The 21693-nt window shown below is 58.2% G+C and carries 14 protein-coding genes; all 14 read left to right on the forward strand.

Annotated elements, in window-relative coordinates; genetic code table 11:
* Positions 1-277: 277 nt before the first annotated feature.
* The 14 genes from B4O97_RS14040 to ygeW all read left to right on the forward strand — a co-directional run bounded on the left by B4O97_RS14040 (position 278) and on the right by ygeW (position 21583).
* Positions 278-1018, forward strand: a complete 741-nt coding sequence (locus tag B4O97_RS14040; RefSeq protein ID WP_083051748.1) for an SDR family NAD(P)-dependent oxidoreductase — start codon at positions 278-280, stop codon at positions 1016-1018.
* Positions 1019-1315: 297 nt separating this feature from the next.
* Positions 1316-2683: a dihydroorotase gene (locus B4O97_RS14045; RefSeq protein WP_083051749.1), complete on the forward strand. Its 1368-nt coding sequence runs from the start codon at positions 1316-1318 to the stop codon at positions 2681-2683.
* Positions 2683-5817: a putative selenate reductase subunit YgfK gene (ygfK, locus tag B4O97_RS14050; protein WP_083051751.1), complete on the forward strand. Its 3135-nt coding sequence runs from the start codon at positions 2683-2685 to the stop codon at positions 5815-5817. The genes B4O97_RS14045 and ygfK overlap by 1 nt, the downstream gene beginning before the upstream one ends.
* On the forward strand, positions 5814-7142 hold the full coding sequence (gene ssnA, locus B4O97_RS14055) for a putative aminohydrolase SsnA (RefSeq protein WP_083051752.1): 1329 nt from the start codon (positions 5814-5816) through the stop codon (positions 7140-7142). Before ygfK ends, ssnA begins: the two co-directional genes overlap by 4 nt.
* A 33-nt stretch (positions 7143-7175) precedes the next feature.
* Positions 7176-8411 carry a YgeY family selenium metabolism-linked hydrolase gene (locus B4O97_RS14060; protein ID WP_083051754.1) on the forward strand — a complete coding sequence of 412 codons (1236 nt, stop codon included), beginning with the start codon at positions 7176-7178 and terminating at the stop codon, positions 8409-8411.
* Positions 8408-9559, forward strand: coding sequence for a threonine synthase (locus B4O97_RS14065; protein ID WP_083051755.1), 1152 nt, complete (start codon positions 8408-8410; stop codon positions 9557-9559). The genes B4O97_RS14060 and B4O97_RS14065 overlap by 4 nt, the downstream gene beginning before the upstream one ends.
* On the forward strand, positions 9556-11697 hold the full coding sequence (locus tag B4O97_RS14070; RefSeq protein ID WP_083051757.1) for a xanthine dehydrogenase family protein molybdopterin-binding subunit: 2142 nt from the start codon (positions 9556-9558) through the stop codon (positions 11695-11697). The genes B4O97_RS14065 and B4O97_RS14070 overlap by 4 nt, the downstream gene beginning before the upstream one ends.
* Positions 11687-12166, forward strand: a complete 480-nt coding sequence (locus B4O97_RS14075) for a (2Fe-2S)-binding protein (protein WP_083051758.1) — start codon at positions 11687-11689, stop codon at positions 12164-12166. The genes B4O97_RS14070 and B4O97_RS14075 overlap by 11 nt, the downstream gene beginning before the upstream one ends.
* Positions 12163-13020, forward strand: a complete 858-nt coding sequence (locus B4O97_RS14080; protein WP_233143065.1) for an FAD binding domain-containing protein — start codon at positions 12163-12165, stop codon at positions 13018-13020. The genes B4O97_RS14075 and B4O97_RS14080 overlap by 4 nt, the downstream gene beginning before the upstream one ends.
* The gene (locus B4O97_RS14085) at positions 13017-14480 is read left to right on the forward strand and encodes a pyridoxal-phosphate dependent enzyme (protein ID WP_083051762.1); all 1464 of its coding nucleotides are present in this window, start codon (positions 13017-13019) and stop codon (positions 14478-14480) included. Before B4O97_RS14080 ends, B4O97_RS14085 begins: the two co-directional genes overlap by 4 nt.
* Before the next feature lie 363 nt (positions 14481-14843).
* Complete coding sequence (locus tag B4O97_RS14090) at positions 14844-16214, forward strand: 8-oxoguanine deaminase (RefSeq protein WP_083051763.1); 1371 nt, start codon at positions 14844-14846, stop codon at positions 16212-16214.
* Positions 16215-16562: 348 nt separating this feature from the next.
* Positions 16563-17363, forward strand: coding sequence for an FAD binding domain-containing protein (locus B4O97_RS14095; protein WP_083051765.1), 801 nt, complete (start codon positions 16563-16565; stop codon positions 17361-17363).
* Complete coding sequence (locus B4O97_RS14100) at positions 17360-20230, forward strand: molybdopterin-dependent oxidoreductase Mo/Fe-S-binding subunit (RefSeq protein WP_083051766.1); 2871 nt, start codon at positions 17360-17362, stop codon at positions 20228-20230. Before B4O97_RS14095 ends, B4O97_RS14100 begins: the two co-directional genes overlap by 4 nt.
* Positions 20231-20386: 156 nt before the next feature.
* Entirely contained in the window at positions 20387-21583 is a 1197-nt protein-coding gene (ygeW, locus tag B4O97_RS14105; protein WP_083051768.1) for a knotted carbamoyltransferase YgeW, read from the forward strand.
* The last annotated feature ends 110 nt before the right edge of the window (positions 21584-21693 follow it).

A 21693-nucleotide genomic window follows, 5' to 3' on the forward strand; every position in this document is an offset into this window, starting at 1 on the left:
CTGATGTTCCGGCAGCTGCGGGAATCCCTCTGTGTACAGTATTGTATCATGAAAAATGGGAGATGATAAGGAGAGGTAATAATGTAAGTATGTACTGTCTTATTCAGCTGTATTTTCCGGTTCGGTGAAAATGAATACAAATAGTTAAGGAAAACCGACAGGTTGTACACAAAAGTAAAAGAAAACTGGATGTTTGAATACATCTTTCCCTTGACCACCGGCGCTGAGTGTTACAGACTGGTTCTATTACAGCATAACCTTTAGGAGAAGCGGATATATGAATCAAGCAAAAAAGATCGCCCTGGTAACCGGCGCCGCCGGGACCATGGGTAAGGCAGTCGCAAAGGGATTAATCGAAGACGGGTACCGGGTCGTTCTGGCGGATGTAAAAAAAGAGGCCCTGGACAAGGTTGCCGCGGAACTGGGACAGGACTGCTATCCCATCGCCTTTGATATCAGCGATTTCGGGGCCTGCAAAAAGGCTATCGGGCAGGTCAGGACTGAGGTGGGGGACGTGGATGTCCTCGTGAACAACGCCGGAATCCTCTCCAACAACAAGGTCGCCGCCACCACCCCCGAAGAGTGGCACAAGGTTCTGGCGGTCAACCTGGACGGCGCCTTCTATCTTATTCAGCTCTGTCTGCCGGCGATGATCGAGAAAAAGTGGGGCAGGATTATCAACACCAGCTCCTTCGCGTCAAAATCCGGGGGGATTACTGCGGGCACCACCTATTCGGTTTCCAAAGCCGCCATCAACGGTCTTACCTTCTCCATTGCCGCGGAGACCCTCAAGACCGGGGTCACCTGCAACGCCGTTGCCCCCGCCTATGTTCGGACCCCCATGGTGGAACAGCAGCTCAATGACGAACAGCGGGCCGCCGTGCTTGCCAAGATCCCCGTGGGCCGCTTCTGTGAACCGGAAGAGTTTGCCCACGCTGTACGCTTTCTGGCTTCTCCCATGTCGGGATTCATTACCGGTGAAATCCTTGACCAGAACGGCGGGCTTCAGTTCGACTGATCAGAACATCTTCCGGCTTATCTGCAGGCGGATTCCCTTAAGGAGGGTCCGCCTTTTTTCCTTCTTCCACGCCTTTAAAACTTGACAGTCCATGAGAGCGGTTTTAGTATGGTTTGTGTACGCTGCATGGATCTTAAAAAATGTTCCGGGTACAGCTATCTGACGGACTGATTTTTCCTATTCTTTTTTTCAGGTTAAACCCAAAAAGAATAGTTGGACCTTGAACGGAGAGGTTCGGCTATTCACCTCCGGCCCTCCTTATGCCAAGGCCCGCGAAATAACGGTACGGGGTAGGCTATGATCGTTAAGAACGGACTGGTTGCCTTCAGCGGCGAGGATGAATTCCTCCGAAAAGACCTGAGGCTGCAGGACGGCCGTATTGTCGAAATCGGCCGGGATCTTACGGCGAATCACGATGACGAGATACTGGACGCATCGGACTGCTGGGTTCTTCCCGGCGGCATTGACCCGCATGTTCACTTTTATGACCCCGGCTATACTGACAAGGAAGATTTTGCCCACGGCAGCGCTGCAGCAGTCTCCGGAGGGGTGACCACTGTAATCGACATGCCCTGTACCTCTCTGCCTCCTGTAACTGATTCCCGGTCCCTTCAGGGAAAACTGAACATAGTATCTCCGAAAGCCCATGTGGATTTCGGCTTCTTCGGGGGCGTCTCGCGGCAGCTCTTCGACGCAGGCTGCGAGGAGTCCATGGCTTCCATAGCCGAACAGGTAATGGGCTTCAAGGTCTACGCCGTATCGGGGATGGAAGAGGTCTGGGGTGCTCTGGACCACTGGCGCTTTCGTAAGGTTCTGGAGATCGCCGCAGGTCTCGGCAGCATTGTGCTGCTCCACGCCGAGGATGCCGAATACGTGGTCAATGCCTCGGAGGAACTGGAAAAAAGGCGCAGGGACCCGGAGGCCTGGTATCTTGCCCGTCCGGAGCTGGCGGAGGTCCTTGCCGTTACAAGTGCCCTGCGGATTGCCGCGGAAGCCCGGGGAAACCTGCATATCGTACACATCGGCACCGCCGAGGCGGCACGGCTTTTGGCCGCTCCGCAGCCGGAGGGCTGCCGGATAAGCGGAGAGACCTGTCCCCAGTACCTGGCCTTCAGCCTGGATGACTTTATCGCCCAGGGGGCGGTCCTGAAGATAGCCCCGCCGATCAAGAAAGCGGGTAACCGGGAGAAGCTCTGGGAACTGCTGAAGGCGGGAACCATTGAGTTTGTGGCCTCGGACCATGCCCCGGGAACGGCGGGGGAGAAGTCCGGAAGGGACATCTGGAAGAACTCCGCGGGGATCGCCGGAACGGGCACCATGCTGCCCTTTCTTTTTTCAGAAGCTTACCTGGCCGGCAGGCTGTCCCTCTCCCGTTTTCTCGAAGTCGCCTCGGAAAATGCCGCCAGGCGCTACGGCTTTTTTGACCGCAAGGGTTCCATCGATACCGGCAAGGACGCCGACCTCGTTCTGATAAATTCCAGGGAAAACTGGACGGTCCGGGGAGACCAGTTCCTCTCCAGGGGGAAACTGACTCCCTTTGAGGGCAGGACTTTTACCGGCAGGGTGGAAAAGACCCTGGTCCGGGGCCGGACTGTCTTTGATCGCCGGCGGGGTGCCCTGGAGGCCGGCTGGGGCGAGTTTATACGACCGACAAGGAGTGTGTAATGGGAGATGCAATGAGGCTTCTGCCTTTTGACGAGCTTTTAACGCGGATCTTCGAAGAATACAGGGACGGCGGGTCGATCTTCGATCTTCCAGAGGATTCGTGGTTTCGCAAGAAGAACGGAAAAAGCCTTTCCATCTTCGGAAATCCCATGGAGACTCCCCTTGGGCCCGCCGCGGGACCCCATACCCAGCTGGCCTCGAACATTATCGCCTCCTACCTGACGGGAAGCCGCTTTATCGAGCTGAAAACCGTGCAGATCCTCGACTCCCTGGAGATCGAAAAACCCTGTATCGATGCCGCCGACGAGGGTTACAATACCGAGTGGTCCACGGAACTCTCCCTGGATGAGGCCTGGCAGGAGTACGCCAAAGCCTGGATTATTCTGCACCTTCTGGAAGAGCTCTTCGGTCTCCGGCGGACGGAAAACCGGCGCTCCTTTGTCTTCAACATGAGCGTCGGCTACGATCTTAAAGGGATCAAAAGTGAGCCCATGCAGCGCTACCTCCGCCGCATGAAAGACTCTTCGTCGGAAAAGCTTTTTTCAGGTTGGATCGACCAGGCAAAACAGATGCTCCCGGAGCTGCTGAAGGGCTCGGAACTTGAGCGGCGCAGCCGGGTTCTGTCCGATTTTAGGGTTTCCGGTAAAATCTGCGGTTCCGTGACCCTCTCCACCATGCACGGCTGCCCTCCGGAGGAGATCGAGGCGATCTGCTCCTACATGCTCAGGGAGCAGAAGCTGGATACCTATGTAAAACTGAATCCCACCCTCCTGGGCTATGGGACGGTCCGGGAAATCCTGGACGGCCTGGGCTACACCTATGTGGAGCTCAATCCGGAGAGTTTCGAACACGATCTTCAGCTTCCCCGGGCCCTTGAGATTCTTTCCCGGCTGCGGAAGCTGGCGGCGGATTCGGGACGGAACTTCGGGGTCAAACTGACCAATACCCTGGCCTGTAGAAACAACCAGGGACGGCTTCCGGGAGAGGAGATGTACCTCTCCGGCCGGGCACTCTTTCCCCTTTCAATTAACGTTGCCGCCCGGCTTTCCGAGGAGTTCGGCGGAGAACTGCCCATCTCCTTTTCCGGCGGAATAAGTATCCATAACGCTGCGGAGGTTTTCGCCACCGGTATCCGGCCGGTCACCCTGGCGACGGAGCTTCTGAAGCCCGGCGGATACCTGCGGCAGGTCCAGCTTGCAAAGCTGCTGGAAGAGCTTCCTGAAGCCGACTGGCAGAGGGAACGCATCGACGTACAGGCCCTGAAAAGTCTTGCCGCCTCTTCCCTGAGGGACCGAAGCCTCTCCAAGGAGTTCCGGGGCAGCGATGCGGTCCATAATCCGGGGGAACTGCCATTGTTCGACTGCTATGTAGCCCCCTGCGTCAGTGCCTGTGCCATCGGTCAGCATATTCCGGAATACCTGCGCCTGGCCGGGGAGGGCAGGTACGGAGAGGCCCTGGAGTGCATTTACGAGCGCAACGCCCTGCCCTCAATCACCGGCCACATCTGCGACCACCAGTGTCAGCTGGTCTGTACCCGCCTGGATTACGAGGGCGCCCTCAACATCCGGGAGGTCAAGAAGATCTCCCTGCTCAAAGGTATGGAGGAGTATCAGCGCCGCTGGGTCAAGCCGGAGATCCGGCATCCTGAGCGGATCGCTGTCGTAGGAGCAGGGCCCGCGGGGCTTTCTGCGGCCTATTTCCTTGCCCGGGAAGGTTTTTCCGTAACCGTCCTTGAGCGGGAAGAGGATGCCGGCGGTGTCGTGCGCTACGTGGTGCCCCACTTCCGGATAAGCCGGGAGGCCATTGACCGGGACATAGATTTTATCCGCCAGCACGGAGTGGAGTTCCGCTTCGGGGTGGATGAGAATATCGATATTGAAGCCCTCAAAAAAGAAGGATTCACCTATATTGTTCTGGGTCTCGGAACCTACCGGAGCCGAAAGCTTCCCATAGAGGGTGACAGCCAGCGGATCTATCCATCCCTCTCCTTCCTGACCCAGTTCAACCGCGACCCCTCCCGCCTTAAGGTGGGCCGCCGGGTCGTGGTTATCGGGGCCGGGGATACCGCCATGGACTGCGCCCGGGCGGCCCTGCGCTGTTCCGGAGTCGAGGAGGTTCAGATTGCCTACCGCAGGGCCTTCGAGCAGATGCCCGCCAGCCGGGAGGAGTACGAATACGCCGCGGAGGACGGGATCTCCTTCCGCTGGCTCAGGAACCCTGAACGCTTTAGCGCCGACGGCAGTCTTACCCTGCGGGTAATGGAGCTGGGAGAACCCGACGAATCGGGGCGGAGGCGCCCTGTTCCGACGGACAGGACGGAAGAGATTAAGGCGGACAGTCTGATTTATGCTGTGGGTGATGATCCCGATTCCGATGCTCTGAAGAGCGCAGGTCTCGAGCCCGATGTAAAGGGCATGGTTCCCACCGGGGAAGGCGGGGAGACTGATCGGGAAAACATCTTTCTCATCGGAGACAGCCGGACCGGGGCATCCACCATCGTCAACTGCATCGCCGAAGGCCGCAGGGCCGCCGACGCCATCTGCCGTAAAAGCGATTCCCTCTGGGAGCGGAGCGAGCTTATTCCCTACCTGGATCCGGAGGAGCGGACGGCGGACATCGCCGTCAAGAAAGGGCATCTCTCTTCCAGGCCGGATCCCCGGTCCGACTACGACTCGGCGTCCTTCTGCGCCACCGAAAAGTCCCGCTGTCTTGAATGCGATTTCCTCTGCAACAAGTGCGTCGATGTCTGCCCCAACCGGGCCAATATAAAGGTGGAAACCGCGGGGCAGGAGCAATTTGACGATGCCTTTCAGATTGTGCATATCGATGCCTACTGCAACGAGTGCGGCAACTGCGGACAGTTCTGCCCCTGGGACGGACGCCCCTACGCGGACAAGCCCACGGTTTTCAGCAGTCCGGCGGATTTTGAAAACAGCAGCAACCCCGGCTGGCTCCTTGAGAACGGGAGCCTCCGCGTACGTTTTCAGGGACGGGTACAGACCCTGGACCTGGGGGAGGCCTTCAAGCGCTCGGAAGGACGGGATGATGAAGCGCGTTTTTATCGGCTCTTTGAGCTTCTTCACCATCGAAGACCCCACCTCTTTACCCGACTTTCCTCGGGAGGTGCGGTATGATTCTGTTTACCAATGCGACCCTGGTGGAATTTGATCCTCCCCGGATACGATATAATGAGGATGTTCTGGTGGAGGGAGATACCATAATCAAAGTCGGAAAGGGACTCGATGCTGCGGGAGTCGAAAGAACCGTGGATGGGTCGGGAAAACTGCTTTTCCCCGGGATCGTCTGTTCCCACACCCACTTCTATTCCGGCCTTTCCCGGGGGATCATGGCGAATATCGGGGACACCCCGGATTTTGTCTCCATTCTGAAGAATCTCTGGTGGCGACTGGACCGGGCTCTGGACTCCGGGAGTCTTCGTGCTTCGGGGCTTATCTGTTCTCTGGATGCCATCCGCGCAGGCACCACCGCGGTGATCGATCATCACGCCTCGCCGAACTTCATTTCCGGGTCCCTGGATGTTCTTAAAAAAGCCTTCGAGGAGACGGGTTTGCGGGGGACCACCTGTTACGAGGTGACCGACCGTCATGGTGAAGAGGCGATGCAGGAAGGGGTGGACGAGAACATCGCCTTTGCCCGGAGTATCGATGCTGAAAAAAAAGCGGGGACCTGGTCCGGCCTGACGGAGGCCCATATCGGGGGGCATGCCCCCTGCACCCTGCCGGATGCCGCCCTGAAACTCCTGGCTGATGCCTGTGAAGAGCGCGGCCGGGGTTTTCATGTGCACCTGGCGGAGGATGCCTGGGACGTCTCCCATTCCCACATAAATTACGGAAAAGACCTGGTTTTCCGGCTGGATAACTTCGGTCTGGTCAGAGACAACAGCATCCTGGTCCACGGTGTCCATCTGAACCCCGACGAAGTGGAGCGCATCAACGAACGCGGGGCCTTCCTGGTGCACAACTCCAGGTCCAACATGAATAACGGGGTGGGCTACAATCCCAATCTTCCCCGCCTCGAAAACTGGGCCCTGGGAACCGACGGTATCGGATCGGATATGTTCGCCGAGATGCAGAGCGCCTACTTCAAGCATAAGGACGAGAAGGGGCCTCTCTGGCCGGGGGACTTCCTGGCAGCTCTGGCTGCAGGTAACCGTATTCTGGAAAAGAGTTTCGGAAGGCCTTTCGGTCGGATCGAACCGGGCTATACCGCCGACCTGGTTGTGGCGGACTATGCCTCTCCAACGCCTCTTGAGCCGGAGAATATCGCGGGACATATGGTATTCGGCATGGCATCGAACATTGTAGAGACGGTCATGATAAACGGAAGGATCGTCATGGAAAAGCGGAGTTTCCCGGGGATTCCCCGGGAGGATATATACCGTGATGCGGCGGAACAGGCGCGGCGCCTCTGGGAGCGAATGGACCGAATCACGCCGTAAAAAACTATACTATACTTAAGGCAGGGGAAATTAATGAGCGTACAAGAAATGATTCTGAAGAAGGCTGAAGGCTATCGTGACGAGGCGGCCCGGGTATTGAGCGATCTTATCAGGCTTAAATCCTACAGCTCCGCTGAAAAGGATGTCTGTCTTCGCATAAAAGAGATGTGCGAACAGTACGGTTTCGACGAGGTGCGGATCGACGGCCTGGGGAGTGTAATAGCACGGGTCGGATCGGGCCCGAAGAAGCTGGCCATCGACGCCCATATCGACACCGTCGAGGTGGGAGATCCCGCCCAGTGGCAGAAAGATCCTTTTTCGGGAGAGATTTCCGACGGCTTTGTCTATGGTCGGGGTGCTTCGGACCAGAAGGGGGGAGCCGCCTCGATGATTACCGCCGGACGTATTCTGAAAGAGCTGGGCTACGACGGGGAGTACTCGGTCTATTTTACCTTTACCGTTATGGAAGAGGACTGCGACGGGATGTGCTGGAAGTACCTGATCGAGGAGGAGGGTTTGAAGCCCGATTTCGCCGTCTCCACCGAACCTACATCCTGCAGGCTTTACCGGGGACACCGGGGCAGGATGGAGATGGTCGCCCGCTTGAAAGGTGTCTCCGCTCACGGCTCGGCCCCGGAACGGGGAGAGAGCGCAGCCTACAAGGCTGCCCGGGCAGCCCTGGCAATGGAGCAGCTGAACAGCGACCTCAAGCCTGATGAGGACAATTTCCTTGGAAAGGGGACCATCGTCGTCAGCCAGATCGATGTCAAGGGTCCCAGCCAGTGCGCCGTTCCGGATCAGGCCATGCTCTATCTTGACCGGCGACTGACCTGGGGGGAGGACAAGGAGCTGGCCATATCCCAGGTAAAGGAGTACATGGCCCGGGCCATCGGTGAAGATGAATCCGCCGTAAGCGTCAGCATGCCCCGATACGAGAAGCGGGGATGGAAGGAGGCCGACTACAGCCAGGAACTCTACTTCCCCACCTGGAAGATCCCCGAGGAGCACGAGATAGTCCAGGCCGGCAGGCGTGCCTACGAGGCGCTCTGGGGAAAATCCCCGGTAATCGACAAGTGGACCTTTTCCACCAACCTGGTGGCGGTAACGGGACGGCACAAAATCCCCGCCATAGGTTTCGGCCCGGGGGATGAGAACCAGGCCCATGCCCCCAACGAAAAGACCCGGGTGGAGGATCTTGTTATCTGTTCCGCCTTCTACGCCATGCTGCCCTACGCCCTGGAAGGGCAGGAAGGAAAAGGCGGGGCATGATCAGTTTCAGCTGTGCCTGCAGCCTCTGCGGCCGGGAGTACGAATTTACCCCTGAACGGATGCTCTGCGACGACTGCGCATCCCGGCAGACCCCGGACCAGCCCTTGATGGGGGTCCTGGAGTTCCGTCCGGAAGGGCAGCTCCCCCGGGACTGGGACAGCCTGGATCTGCTGCCGGTGGAACGGGAGTACTTTCCCCCGGTTCCCGTGGGGCAGACGCCCCTGTGGGAACCGGAAATTCTGCGCAGGGAGACCGGATTTCCAAAACTCTTTCTGAAGGATGACAGCCGGAATCCCACGGGATCCCTGAAGGACAGGGCCAGCTATCTGGTGGCCGCCTACGCCAGACGGGAAGGCATCGAACGCATCGTGGTGGCATCCACCGGCAATGCCGGCTCCTCCATGGCGGGAATCGGTGCCGCGGCGGGACTTTCGGTTAAGCTCTTTCTTCCTGCTTCTGCTCCGCCTGCCAAGCTTGTTCAGTCCCTTCAGTATGGTGCGGACCTGATTCGGGTCGACGGAACCTACGACCTGGCATACGACCGCTCCATGGCCTGTGTCGCCGGGGAGGGCGGACTCTCGCGGAATACCGCCCACAATCCCCTGACCATTGAAGGCAAGAAGACCGTCTCCCTGGAGATCTTCCGACAGCTGGGAGGCCGTGTACCGGATTACGTCTTCGTCCCTACCGGAGACGGGGTAATCCTGAGCGGCGTCTACCGGGGCTTCGAGGATCTGTTCAGCCTGGGGCTGGCAGACCGGATGCCCTGCTGCGTTGCGGTCCAGGCGGAGGGTTCTGCGGCCATAAGCCGTGCCCTGGATGCCGGCAGTTTCGGGACACCCGTCGCGTCGTCGACGATTGCCGACTCCATCTCTGTGGATGTACCCCGGGGAGGACTCTTTGCCCTGGGACGCCTTCAGCGCCACGGTGGAAAAGCGGTAATCGTGAGCGACCGGGAAATCCTTGCCGCCCAGAGGAGCCTCTCCTCCCGGTCCGGACTATTCGCTGAACCCGCCGCCGCCGCCGCGTGGGCCGGATTCGTAAAGATGAAGGATGAAATAGATCCCGGAGCCACAGTGGCAGTACTGATTACCGGAAACGGCCTGAAGGACATCGACTCTGCCAAAAAGGGAGTAAGCCTGTCATGAGTGCCGATATAAGCAAATCGATTCCCCGGGCCGACGGCAGGGCCAAGGCCGAAGGGCGGGCACGCTATATTGCCGATTATCCCCATGATGATATGCTGTGCGCCCGTTTTTACCGGGCACCTTTTTCCCGGGGGATAATACGCTCCATCAAACTACCGGAACTCCCCGAGGGCTACCATGCGGTTGACTATCGGGATATCCCTGCGGCCAACCATATAGCCCTGATCAAGAACGACCTGCCCGCCTTTGCGGAAAAGGAGATCCGCTACAGGGGACAGATCATCCTCATTCTGGCGGGCCCCGACCCGGACATGGTTGACGAACTCCTTCAGGAAATCGAGGTGGATTACGAGGCGGGAATCCCCGCTGCAGGTATCGATGAGGGGCTTGCCTGTGTCGGCGGTCCCATCCATGGAACAGACAACATTTATGCCGATCTCCATATAAAAAAAGGCGATCCCGACGCAGCATTCGCCTCTGCGGCCCGGATCGTGGAGGGAGAATACTCCACCGGGTTTCAGGAACAGCTCTATATGGAGCCCCAGGGGCTCATGGCCTGGACGGAGGAAGAGAACCGGAAGGTGGTGGTTCAGGGGTCCATGCAGTGCCCCTATTACGTTAAGCATTCCGTGGAAGAGGTACTGGGCGAGGGCTATGAGGTCAGGGTCATCGAGACAACCACCGGCGGCGCCTTCGGCGGCAAGGAGGACTACCCTGAGATTATGGGAGCCCCCCTGGCGGTGGCTGCCGTCAAAATCGGAAAACCCTTGAGGATGGTCTTCGACCGTTTCGAGGACCTCTCCTGGACCTCCAAGAGGCACCCCTCACGGACCCGGATCCGCACCGCCCATGACGCGGATGGACGGATCACAGCCATGGATTACGACATAATCATCGACGGCGGTGCCTACGAAAGCTACTCCCTGATAGTTTTGCAGCGTGCCATCTTTACCTCCAACGGGGTCTATAATTTCCCCAATGTGCGGGTTCGGGGCAGGGCGGTGGCAAGCTCCACCGTGCCCTCCGGCGCTTTTCGCGGTTTCGGGGCCCCCCAGGCTATCTACGCCCTGGAGATGCACATGGAGAAGGCTGCCAGGGAGTTCTCGGCGGATCCTGTTGATTACCGGATGCCCTATGTCGCTGCCAAGGGGGACCCCACCATCACCGGCGGCAGAATCCACGAAGACGTCATCATGGACCGCCTTATAGAAAAAGCCCTGGAGATTTCCGGCTTCCGGGAAAAACGTGAACGGTACCGGAAGGAGCCCTGGAAAGGTATCGGCATCTCCTTTTTCAACCATGGCTGCGGTTTTACCGGCGACGGAGAGCAGCGTCTTATAAAGGCAAAGGCCTCCCTGCGGAAAAACGCCGACGACAGCGTGGACATTCTTATTGCCAACATCGATATGGGGCAGGGACCACAGACTACCTTTCCAAAAATTGTGGCCCGCATTCTTGACCTCCCCCGGGAAAGGATCCGCTACGACAACCCCGATACCGACAAGGTTCCCAATTCAGGTCCCACCGTGGCGAGCAGGACCATGATGATTGTGGGATACCTGGTTCAGAAGGCGGCAGAGCGGCTGAAAAAGGAGTGGGTCGGCGGAAAGGTCCAGGAGATCGAGGAGCACTACTCCATGCCCCCCTATGTCCGCTGGAAGCAGGAGACCCTGACCGGGGACGCCTATCCGGCCTTCGGCTGGGGGATCAACGTGGTCGAGGTCGAGGTGGATCCCGTGACCTGGGAACCCGCAGTCCTCGGGGCCTGGGGTGTCTATGACGTGGGAGTCGCCATTGATGAGAGGGTCGTGGCCGGCCAGATCCAGGGGGGCATGAGCCAGGCCCTGGGCTACGCCTGTCTTGAAAATCTTGAAGTCGACGGTGACGGGGTATTTCGTCAGCGTACCATGGCGGACTACATTGTTCCCACCAGCCTGGATTTTCCCCGTACGGGAGCCTGTACCCTGGACAATCCCTATGAGTACGGCCCCTTTGGTGCCAAGGGGGTGGGAGAGATCGTCCATGATGGCGGACACGCGGCTTTCTGCGCTGCTCTTGAGCAGGCCACGGGCAGGGACTGTCCTGATGTTCCCCTTACCCCGGAACGCTTACTGGAGATTATGAACAATGACGATTGAATTCTTTGTAAACGGTATGCCTGTTCTGGTACAGGCCGACCCCATGAAACGGCTTCTGGACATCCTGCGGGAGAACCTCTCCATGGCAGGAACCAAGGAGGGCTGTGGAGAGGGGGAGTGCGGCGCCTGCAGTGTTCTGATGGACGGCAGACTGGTGAACAGTTGTCTTATCCCCATGGCACAGGTCGAAGGCACCCGCGTTGAGACCATCGACGGTCTTCGGGAAAGTGCGGCCGGACAAATCCTGAGCGAAGCCTTCGCTGAGGCCCATTCAGTGCAGTGCGGTTTCTGTACCCCCGGCATGATGATGGCAACCCTGGCCCTTCTGAAGGGGAACCCCGATCCGACGGAGGGTGAGATACGCCTGGCCCTTTCGGGAAACATCTGCCGCTGTACCGGTTATGACATGATTATCGATGGTGTGATGCTGGCCGCGCGCAGGGCACGGGAGCAGGGGGTCGCCTGGTGAAAAGACTGCGACCGACACGGCTTGAGGATGCTCTGGAGTTCAGGGCTGAGTATAAGGCCCTGCCATTTGCCGGAGGGACCGATCTGATGGTGCGTCACCGTGGTTACACCGGGACCCTTCCGAAGATACAGTCCCCGGTACTGTTTCTCGATGCCCTGGATGAGCTGAAAACCCTGGAAATCGTGGATGGTACGCTGCGGATCGGCGCGGGGGTCAGCATGGCGGAACTGTTGGCTTTTCCTGGAACCCCTGAACTGCTTCGCCGGGCCGTGCAGCTGATCGCGGCCCCTGCCCTCCGGAACAGGGCCAGCCTGGGAGGGAATATCTGTAACGCCTCCCCTGCAGCGGACAGCCTGCCGCCCCTGTATGTGCATCAGGCCAAGGTTGTAGCTGTTTCCCGGGAGGGAGAACGGAGTCTTCCAATTGCCGAATTCCTTACCGGTCCCGGACAGACCGCCCTCAAGGAGTATGAAATACTCCTGAGAATTGAGCTTCCCCTGCTGCCTGAGAAAGGCAGGCTTTACTACCGCAAGGTGGGGACCCGAAAAGCCAATGCCCTGTCAAAACTCTCCTCCGCAGGTTACGCAGAGATAGATAAGGGAAAGGTCCTTGATTTCCGTTTTGCCCTTGGCGCGGTGGCGCCAACGGTAATCCGTTTGTCGGAGGCGGAATCCCTGGTACAGGGCGCATCGCTGAAAGAGATAGACACCCGTGCAGTGTCAGAAGCCGCGGAAACACGTATACAACCTATCGATGACCAGCGATCCAATGCGACATACCGCAGGAAGATCGCCTTGAACAGTTTAATGGAATTTATTGAACAACTGAAAACTATTGTTCCGGAGGATTTATGATTGATTTGACCGTACATGAGGCACAGATTGAAAAAAACGCACAGCTCTGTGCCCGGCAGGGGATTCTTCTGCCGACATACAAGGAGATGGCGGATCCCGATACTGTTTCGGCCGAAATCAAGGAAGAGCTCAAGGGTATCGGGCTGAACCAGGTCCATTCCCGAAACCTTTACCGGGTAACCTGGGAGAACGAAGCTCTGGAGACCGGCGGCACCTACAGCGGGGTTAACTATATCGAAATTCCCTCGTCCCTGACGGGAATAAGGGCCCGGGTTGTCGGTCTTGTGGGCAAGTGGTTTCCCACCGGCGCCCATAAGGTAGGAGCCGCTTACAGCTGTCTGGCCCCGACTCTGGTGACCGGACAGTTTGATCCGGAAAAGAACATGGCGGTCTGGCCTTCCACTGGTAATTATTGCCGGGGAGGGGCCTATATTTCCCGCCTGCTGGCATGTAAATCCGTAGCGATACTCCCGGAGGAAATGTCACAGGAACGTTTCAACTGGCTCAGGAAGATGGCGGACGAGACCATTGCAACCCCCGGGTGTGAAAGCAACGTAAAGGAGATCTTTGACAAGTGCGCCGAACTCAATGCCGAGCGGGGAGACAGCATTTTTATCTTCAACCAGTTCTCAGAATTCGGAAACCATCTCTGGCATCACGAGGTAACCGGCCGTTCAATGGAAAAGGTTCTGAAGCAGATAATGGGACCCAAAGACCGTTTTGCCGGTACCTGTGTCTCCTCGGGTTCCGCCGGAACCACTGCCAGCGGTGAGTACCTGAAGCGGGTCTACCCCGGGGCAAAACTTGCGGTGAGTGAAGCCCTGCAGTGTCCCACCCTGCTTTCCAACGGCTTCGGCGGACATCGCATCGAGGGAATCGGTGACAAGCATGTACCCTGGATACACAATCTGAAGAATACCGATATGGTTGTAGCCATCGACGACGAAGCGACCATGAGACTTTTACGGCTCTTTAACGAAGCCCTGGGCAAGGCCTACCTGAAAGAAAAAGGAGTGGATCCGTCCCTGATCGAGGTTTTGAACGTGATGGGTATAAGCAGTATCTGTAATCTGCTCACGGCCATCAAATTTGCCAAATACTATGAACTGACGGAAGAAGATGTGGTAATGACGGTCTTCACCGATTCGGAAGCTATGTACACCTCCCGTCTTGCGGAGCTTAACGCGGAGCGGGGACCCTACACCAGGGACAACGCCGTGGCGGACTTTGAACTTCTCCGGAGAACCGGTATCGACGCCCTGCTGGAGCTTCGTTATGAGGACCGCAAGCGTATTCATAACCTGAAATACTACACCTGGGTGGAGCAGCAGGGAAAAACCTATGCCGAGATAAACGCTCAGTGGTACGACAGGGATTACTGGGAGAATATCTACCGGGCCAAGGACAGACTTGATGAACTGATCCTGGAGTTTAACGAGCGGGTGCGGAGGTATATGTAGGATTTCGCAGAGTAACGCAGAGGATGAAGAGGAACCGCGCAGAGGCCGCTGAGGATGCAGAGATGGAGGGGCCGCGCAGAGGCCGCTGAGGACGCAGAGGATGGAGATGACCGCGCAGAGGTCGCAGAGTAACGGAGAGGATGGAGAGGGGCCGCGCAAAGGTCGCAGAGTAACGCAGAGGATGGAGAGGGGCCGCGCAAAGGTTGCTGAGGACGCAGAGATGAGGGGGCGCGCAGAGGCCGCGGAGGGTCGCAGAGGAGTAAATGGAAGATAACTCTGTGTTCTCTGCGACTCCGGGGTGAATCTTTGAAGCGAGCATCTCTGTTCTGAATCAGTACTCATGATGGATTTTTTGGAGGGGCTATGATCTTGTTGAAGAATTGTTTTTACCTGGTAAAGTCGGCGGATGATCCGGGCAGCTTTGGAGTGGATGTTCTGATCCGGGGAAACCGCGTCGAGGCAGTCGGTTCGAATCTTGCTATGCCTGCAGATGCTGAGGGGAGGGTAATAGATGCTTCGCGGCATGTGGTAATTCCCGGCCTGGTAAATACTCATCACCATTTTTATCAAACTCTTACCAGAAATCTTCCGGCGGTGCAGAACGCCAAGCTTTTTACCTGGCTGGTCTATTTATATGAAATCTGGAAATATCTGGATGAGGATGCCATCTACTGGTCCACAGCTCTGGCTACGGCGGAACTGCTTAAAACCGGCTGTACCCTGACGACCGACCATCATTATCTGTATCCCGGAGGTGTGGGGGCTGATATTATGGCCCTTCAGTTCAAGGCTGCCGGAGACACGGGAATACGCTTTTCTCCCACCAGGGGATCCATGAGCCTTTCCAAAAAGGACGGCGGGCTGCCTCCGGATACGGTAGTCCAGAGTGAAGACGATATCCTGGTCGACTCCGAGCGGGTGATCCGGGAGTTTCATGATTCCGATCCTTTTTCCATGCGAAAAATAGCCCTTGCCCCCTGCAGTCCCTTTTCGGTGTCCGAACAGTCAATGAAGGATACCGCGGCTCTGGCGCGAAAGTACGGGGTGCTGCTGCATACCCACCTGGCGGAAACTAAGGACGAGAATAAATTCTGCGAACGAACCCTGGGGCGGCGGCCCTTGAAGGTGATGGAGGACTGTGACTTTGTGGGCCCCGATGTCTGGTTTGCCCACGGAATCCATTTTACCGATGATGAGCTTTCAGTCCTGCAAGAGACGGGCTGTCAGATTGCCCACTGCCCGACTTCCAACATGCGCCTTGGATCGGGGATTTGCAGGGTGAAAGAGATGAAGGAGATGGGGATAAACGTTGCCCTGGCGGTGGACGGCTCTGCTTCAAATGATTCTTCAGATATGCTCGGGGAGATCCGGAATGCTCTTTTCCTGCAGCGGGTTGCCCATGGTGCCGATGCGTTAACAGGTCGGGACGTTTTCCGGATGGCGACCGAGAACGGAGCCAGACTCCTGAATTTCGAAAAAGCTGGTATAATAGAAGAGGGCGGACCTGCGGATATAGCCCTCTTTGATGTGCATAAATTGGAGTATGCAGGCTCCCTGTCGGATCCTCTGGGGGCGCTGATCTTTTCCGGTTACAACCATGGAACGGATTACACCATTGTCAACGGAAAACTCGTGGTGGAAAAAGGACGTCTTACCGGCATAGACGAGGAGGATCTGAGTCGCAGGGCAAATGCGGCGGCGTCGAGACTCTATGAAAAAGCGGGGATTGTCTAGCCGAGCCTGGGAAACCGTGCAGGGGGAGAAAGGACCGCGCAGAGGACGCAGAGGGACGCGGAGAAATAGCCGCGCAGAGGCTGGTAGGACGCAGAGGGGACGCTGAGGATTGGGGCCGCGCAGAGGACGCAGAGGACGCGGAGGACGCGGAGAAATAGCCACGCAGAGGCCGCTGAGGTTCGCAGAGAAGAGACCGCGCAGAGGACGCGGAGGAATAGCCACGCAGAGGCCGCTGAGGACGCAGAGAAGATACCACGCAGAGGCCGGTGAGGACGCAGAGGGGACGCTGAGGATTGGGGCCACGCAGAGGTCGCTGAGAGTTATGGAGAACAGGTAGAGGGGGTATGGATGATGCAGGACTATAAACTCGCTTCGAGTATTGAAGAGGCCGTGGAGCTTAACAAGGCGGGCTATGTGTTTCTTGCCGGGGGGACCCAGGTGAACCGGTCACCTTTTTTGAAGCATGGCCACCGCCCGGAGAAGGTGGTAAGCATTTCCGGGCTCGATTTGTCCGGTATTTCCCGGGAGGGCAACGAGTTTCTGATCGGTGCCGGTGCCACTTTACAGGATATTGCAGACAGCCATCTTATACCTGATGTTCTGCGCAGGGCGGCGGGATTTATTCCCAATAGAAGTGTCCGCAATATTGCGACCATCGGCGGTAACGTCGGAGCAAAGAGGCCCGATTCCTACCTGATACCCACACTGATGGCCCTCGGAGCCGTGGCGGAAACAGTCGCCGGGCCGGTATCAGTAAATGAGTATGTGGACGGGGATAACGAGACCCTGATAATCCGTTTTCGCATTCCTCCCCTGGAGGGAGCGTGCCGGGCAATAAAGGAGTCCCGGTCACACCAGGCATTGCCGGTGGTAAGCGCGGCGGCCTGGATGCGGGCTGAAGGGGGCGCTGTTAAGGAAGCCGTGGTAGCGGCGGGCTGTGTTGCTCCGAGAACGATGCGCCTGAGAGAAATCGAAGAGGGGATTGTCTCCGGGAAACTCCTGGAATCCGGACAGGCCCTGGAAGTGGCGGTGGCAGGGGCGATTCATCCCGAGGAGGATATCCTGGGAAGCCGGGAGTATAAAACCTATATCAACTCGGTTTTGATCGCCGATCTTGTCCGCGGTCTGGCAGAGGAGGTGCTCAAATGAAGGTAACTTTTATCCTGAACGGAAGGGAGATCTCCTTCGAAACTGCCCCGGGGGAGAAGGCACAGAAAGTTCTGCAGCGCAACGGCATCGCCTCGATCCGGGATTCCGATAACGGCCGCGGTTTCGCCGGTTCCGACACGATTATCCTTGACGGAAAGGCCGTCTCTTCGGGATTGCTGCTGGCCCCCCAGCTGGAGGGGCGGGAGGTCCGCACGATAGAGTTTTACGGCGGCAGCAGAAACCCGAGCTTCGTACAGCAGGCCATGCTGGAAGCCGGCTGCGTGCAGTCCGGTTACAATTCTCCCGCGGCGGCGCTGATGATTCATGAACTCCTGAAGCGAAATCCCGATCCCGACCGGGAGGCGGTGAAGGATGCCCTTTCCGGGCTCTTTAACCGGGCTACCGGCTACGAACAGTTTTTCGATGCCGTACGCATTGCCGCCGCCCGCATGAAGGATCCGTCCTATAAAAACGAGGGAATCCCCGAATTCGGGGAAGAGTACAGCATAGTCGGCAAACCGGCGCCCAAGAAGGATTCCGCCCGCATGGTCGCGGGTGAGAAGGTCTACGTTGAAGACCGGGTTGAACCGGGAAGCTGCATTCTCAAGGTCCTGCGGAGTCCCCACGCCCATGCCAGGATACGATCCATCGACACCAGGGCCGCGGAGGCCGTGAAGGGTGTGGTGGCGGTTTTTACCCATAAGGACGTACCGCAGCGGACCTACAGCCAGGCCGGACAGGGATACCCCGAACCATCCCCCTACGACAGGATGCTGATTTCACGAAAGGTTCGCCACGTGGGCGACCGGGTGGCGGTGGTGGTTGCCGAGACGGATGAGGCAGCGGAAAAGGCCCTCTCCCTGATAAAGGTGGACTACGAACTGCTGCCGGTGGTGCTGGACTGGGACGATGCCTGGGCGGAGGATGCTCCCATTATTCACGGCGGAAGAATCGAGTATGTCGACGGAGCTCCGGAGGATCTGAATGAACTGAACGCCGGGGCGGATGACGGGGAAGAACCGGTACTCTATCAGTTCCCCATCGGCGGGAACCCCAGGAAAAACATAGCCGCTTCGGTTTCCGGGGGTATCGGTGATCTTGAAAAAGGTTTCGCCGAAGCTGATACGGTAATCGAAAGGACCTATACCACCACCCAGATCCAGTGTACTCCCCTGGAAACCCATACCTGTTATGCACGGGTCGAAGGGGACAGGCTCGTTATTCATGCGTCGACCCAGGTGCCCTATCACGTACGTCGCATTGTCGCCACCCTGCTGGACCTGCCTGAAAACCAGGTGCGGGTAATCAAGGAGCGTGTGGGCGGCGGCTACGGATCGAAGCAGGATATTGTTCTGGAGGAACTTACCGCCTTCTGCGCCTGGAAAACCGGGCGGGCTGTGTTCCATCAGTACAGCCGGGAGGAGGAGTTCATCGCCAACTCCACCCGAAAACCCATGCGCATTACCGTCAAGCTGGGGGCAAAAAAGGACGGCAGGCTTACGGCCATGTTCATGAAGATGGAGTCAAACCAGGGGGCCTACGGTGCCCACGCCCTGACGGTGCCCATGAACGGGGTCTCCAAGAGCCTACCCCTGTTTCTGTGCGACAACGCCGGCTTCGAGGTCGTGGCCTGCTACTCCAACCGGCCTCCCACGGGGGCCTACCAGGGCTACGGGGCTCCCAAGGGGAACTATGCCCTGCAGCTCGCAGTCCGGGAACTGGCGGCGGAGCTGGGGATGGACCATCTGGAACTGGTGGAGAAGAACCGGGTAACCGAAGGGGCCATGCTGGAGATTCTCAAATGCCTTGGTGAAGGCCGGGAAGGTGCGGCGGCGCCGGCGGTAAGCTGCGGTCTGGGTCCTGCCCTGGAACAGGGGGCTGAGATGATCAGCTGGGGCAGGCGGGAAGATTCCGGCGATCCGGATGTAAGGATCGGCAAGGGATTCGCCACGGTGCAGCAGGGTTCTGGGCTCCCGGGGCTGGATGCCGCCAACGCTACCATCAAAATGCTTGGAGACGGCAGTTTCCTGGTTCAGTCCGGGGGGGCCGACCTTGGTACCGGTCTCGACCTGGTGAGCGCCAAGATGACAGCGGAGGTCCTGAAGTGCGGGCTGGAGGTGATTACCGTTCAGTCCGGGGATACCGATATGGCTCCCTTCGATACCGGGGCCTACGCCTCCAGCGGAACCTTCTTCTCCGGCGGGGCCACCTACAACGCGGCGCTGAAGATGGCGGGCAAGATTAAAAAGGAGGCTGCCGCGATTCTGGGAGAGAAGGAAGAGGATATCGAGCTGGCTGCTCCGGGAATCGCCCGGGGTAAAAAGGGCGAGCTGAGCTACCGTAAACTGGCCTGGCATACCCAGGGGGGAGAGGGCACAGGACAGCTGATAGCCTCGGCCTCCTTTGTGACGGATAAGTTCTCCTTTCCCTACGGTGCCCACTTCTGCCAGGTGGCGGTGAACACCCGCACCGGGAAGGTTACGGTGCAGAAGTACTACGCTCTGGAAGACTGCGGTACCCCCATCAACCCCGAGTACGCCCTGGGGCAGATCTACGGTGCGGTGGTCAAATCCATGGGACATGCCCTGTACGAGGAGATGATCTTTGACAAATCCGGCCGCTGCCTGACCACGGACCTGAGGAGCTACGGGGTTCCCATGATCGGGGATATCCCGGAGGATTTTAAATCCGTGCTGGTACGGACGGACGACCCATTCGGGCCCTTCGGGGCAAAGTCGGTGTCGGAGATCAGCGTGAACGGGGCCGCTCCCGCCATAGCCAGCGCGATTTACGACGCGGTGGGGGTATGGATGCGGGACTGGCCCTTCAGTCCGGAAAAGGTGCTGAAGGCCCTGGGCAAGATTTAGTCGCGACGAGCGTAAGGGATCCGGAGGGGCCGTCAGGCGACCGGCCGATTGAGGCCGGGCCGAAGCCGGAAGGCGGAGCCCGGAGGAGCCCGACCCGAGCCGCGTATGCGGTGAGGGGTACGCCCTGAAAAAAAACTGGATTGAAACGGAGAGAAGATGGAACGGACAAGGATTGAAGCTCTGATAGCTGAGCTGGCCAAAAAGCAGGGAAGCGGGATGTACCTGAAGGATTTTCTGCTGACCTGGGAGAAAACGGACGACGAGATTGCCGCGACCTTTCTGGCGGCGGATGCGCTGAGGGCTTTGAGAGAGGAGAATGTATCCTGCAGGCTCTTTGATTCCGGGCTGGGGATAAGCCTGTTCAGAGACAATTCGACCAGGACGCGCTTCAGCTATGCCTCGGCCTGCAATCTGCTGGGGCTTGAGGTGCAGGACCTGGACGAGGGAAAGAGCCAGATTGCCCACGGCGAGACGGTGAGGGAAACCGCCAATATGGTCAGTTTTATGGCGGACGTGATCGGGATACGGGACGATATGTACATCGGCAAGGGGAACACTTACATGCGGGAGGTTGCCGAGGCGGTGGAGATGGGACACGCCGAGGGGGTGCTGGAGCAGCGACCGACCCTGGTGAACCTGCAGTGCGATATTGATCACCCCACCCAGTCGATGGCGGACATGCTGCACCTGATTCACCATTTCGGGGGTGTGGAAAAGCTCAAGGGCAGGAAAATCGCCATGACCTGGGCCTACAGTCCCTCCTACGGAAAGCCGCTGTCGGTGCCCCAGGGGGTAATCGGTCTGATGACCCGCTTCGGGATGGAGGTTGTGCTGGCCCATCCTGAAGGCTACGAGGTTATGCCGGAGGTGGAGGCTGTGGCCGGGAAAAACGCTGAAAGGTCCGGGGGGAGTTTTGAGCGAGTGAACAGCATGGAAGAGGCCTTTGCCGGAGCAGACATTGTCTACCCCAAGAGCTGGGCACCCTTCGCTGCCATGGAAAAACGGACGGAGCTCTACGGTCGGGGCGACTTCGACGGAATCAAGGCCCTGGAGAAGGAGCTCCTTGCACAGAATGCGAAACACACCGACTGGGAGTGCAGCGAGGAGCTGATGGCCGGGACCCGGGGGGGAGAAGCCCTCTATCTGCACTGTCTGCCGGCGGACATAAGCGGTGTGAGCTGCAGGCAGGGCGAGGTGGCTGCCTCTGTTTTTGACCGCTACCGGATACCTTTGTACAAGCAGGCAAGCTACAAGCCCTACATAATCGCTGCGATGATTCTCTTGAGCAAGTTTCAGGACCCGGCGGCGAAGCTGAAAGGACTGCTGGAGGCTGGAGAGAAGCGGGTGAAGTAGGGAGAAGAGAGGAAACCGCGCAGAGGCCGCAGAGTAACGCAGAGAGGAGACCGCGCAGAGGTCGCTGAGGGGAAGGCCGCGCAGAGGTCGCTGAGGGATGCAGAGGGGAA

The sequence above is a fragment of the Marispirochaeta aestuarii genome (genome assembly GCF_002087085.1).
Classification (GTDB): Bacteria; Spirochaetota; Spirochaetia; order JC444; family Marispirochaetaceae; genus Marispirochaeta; species Marispirochaeta aestuarii.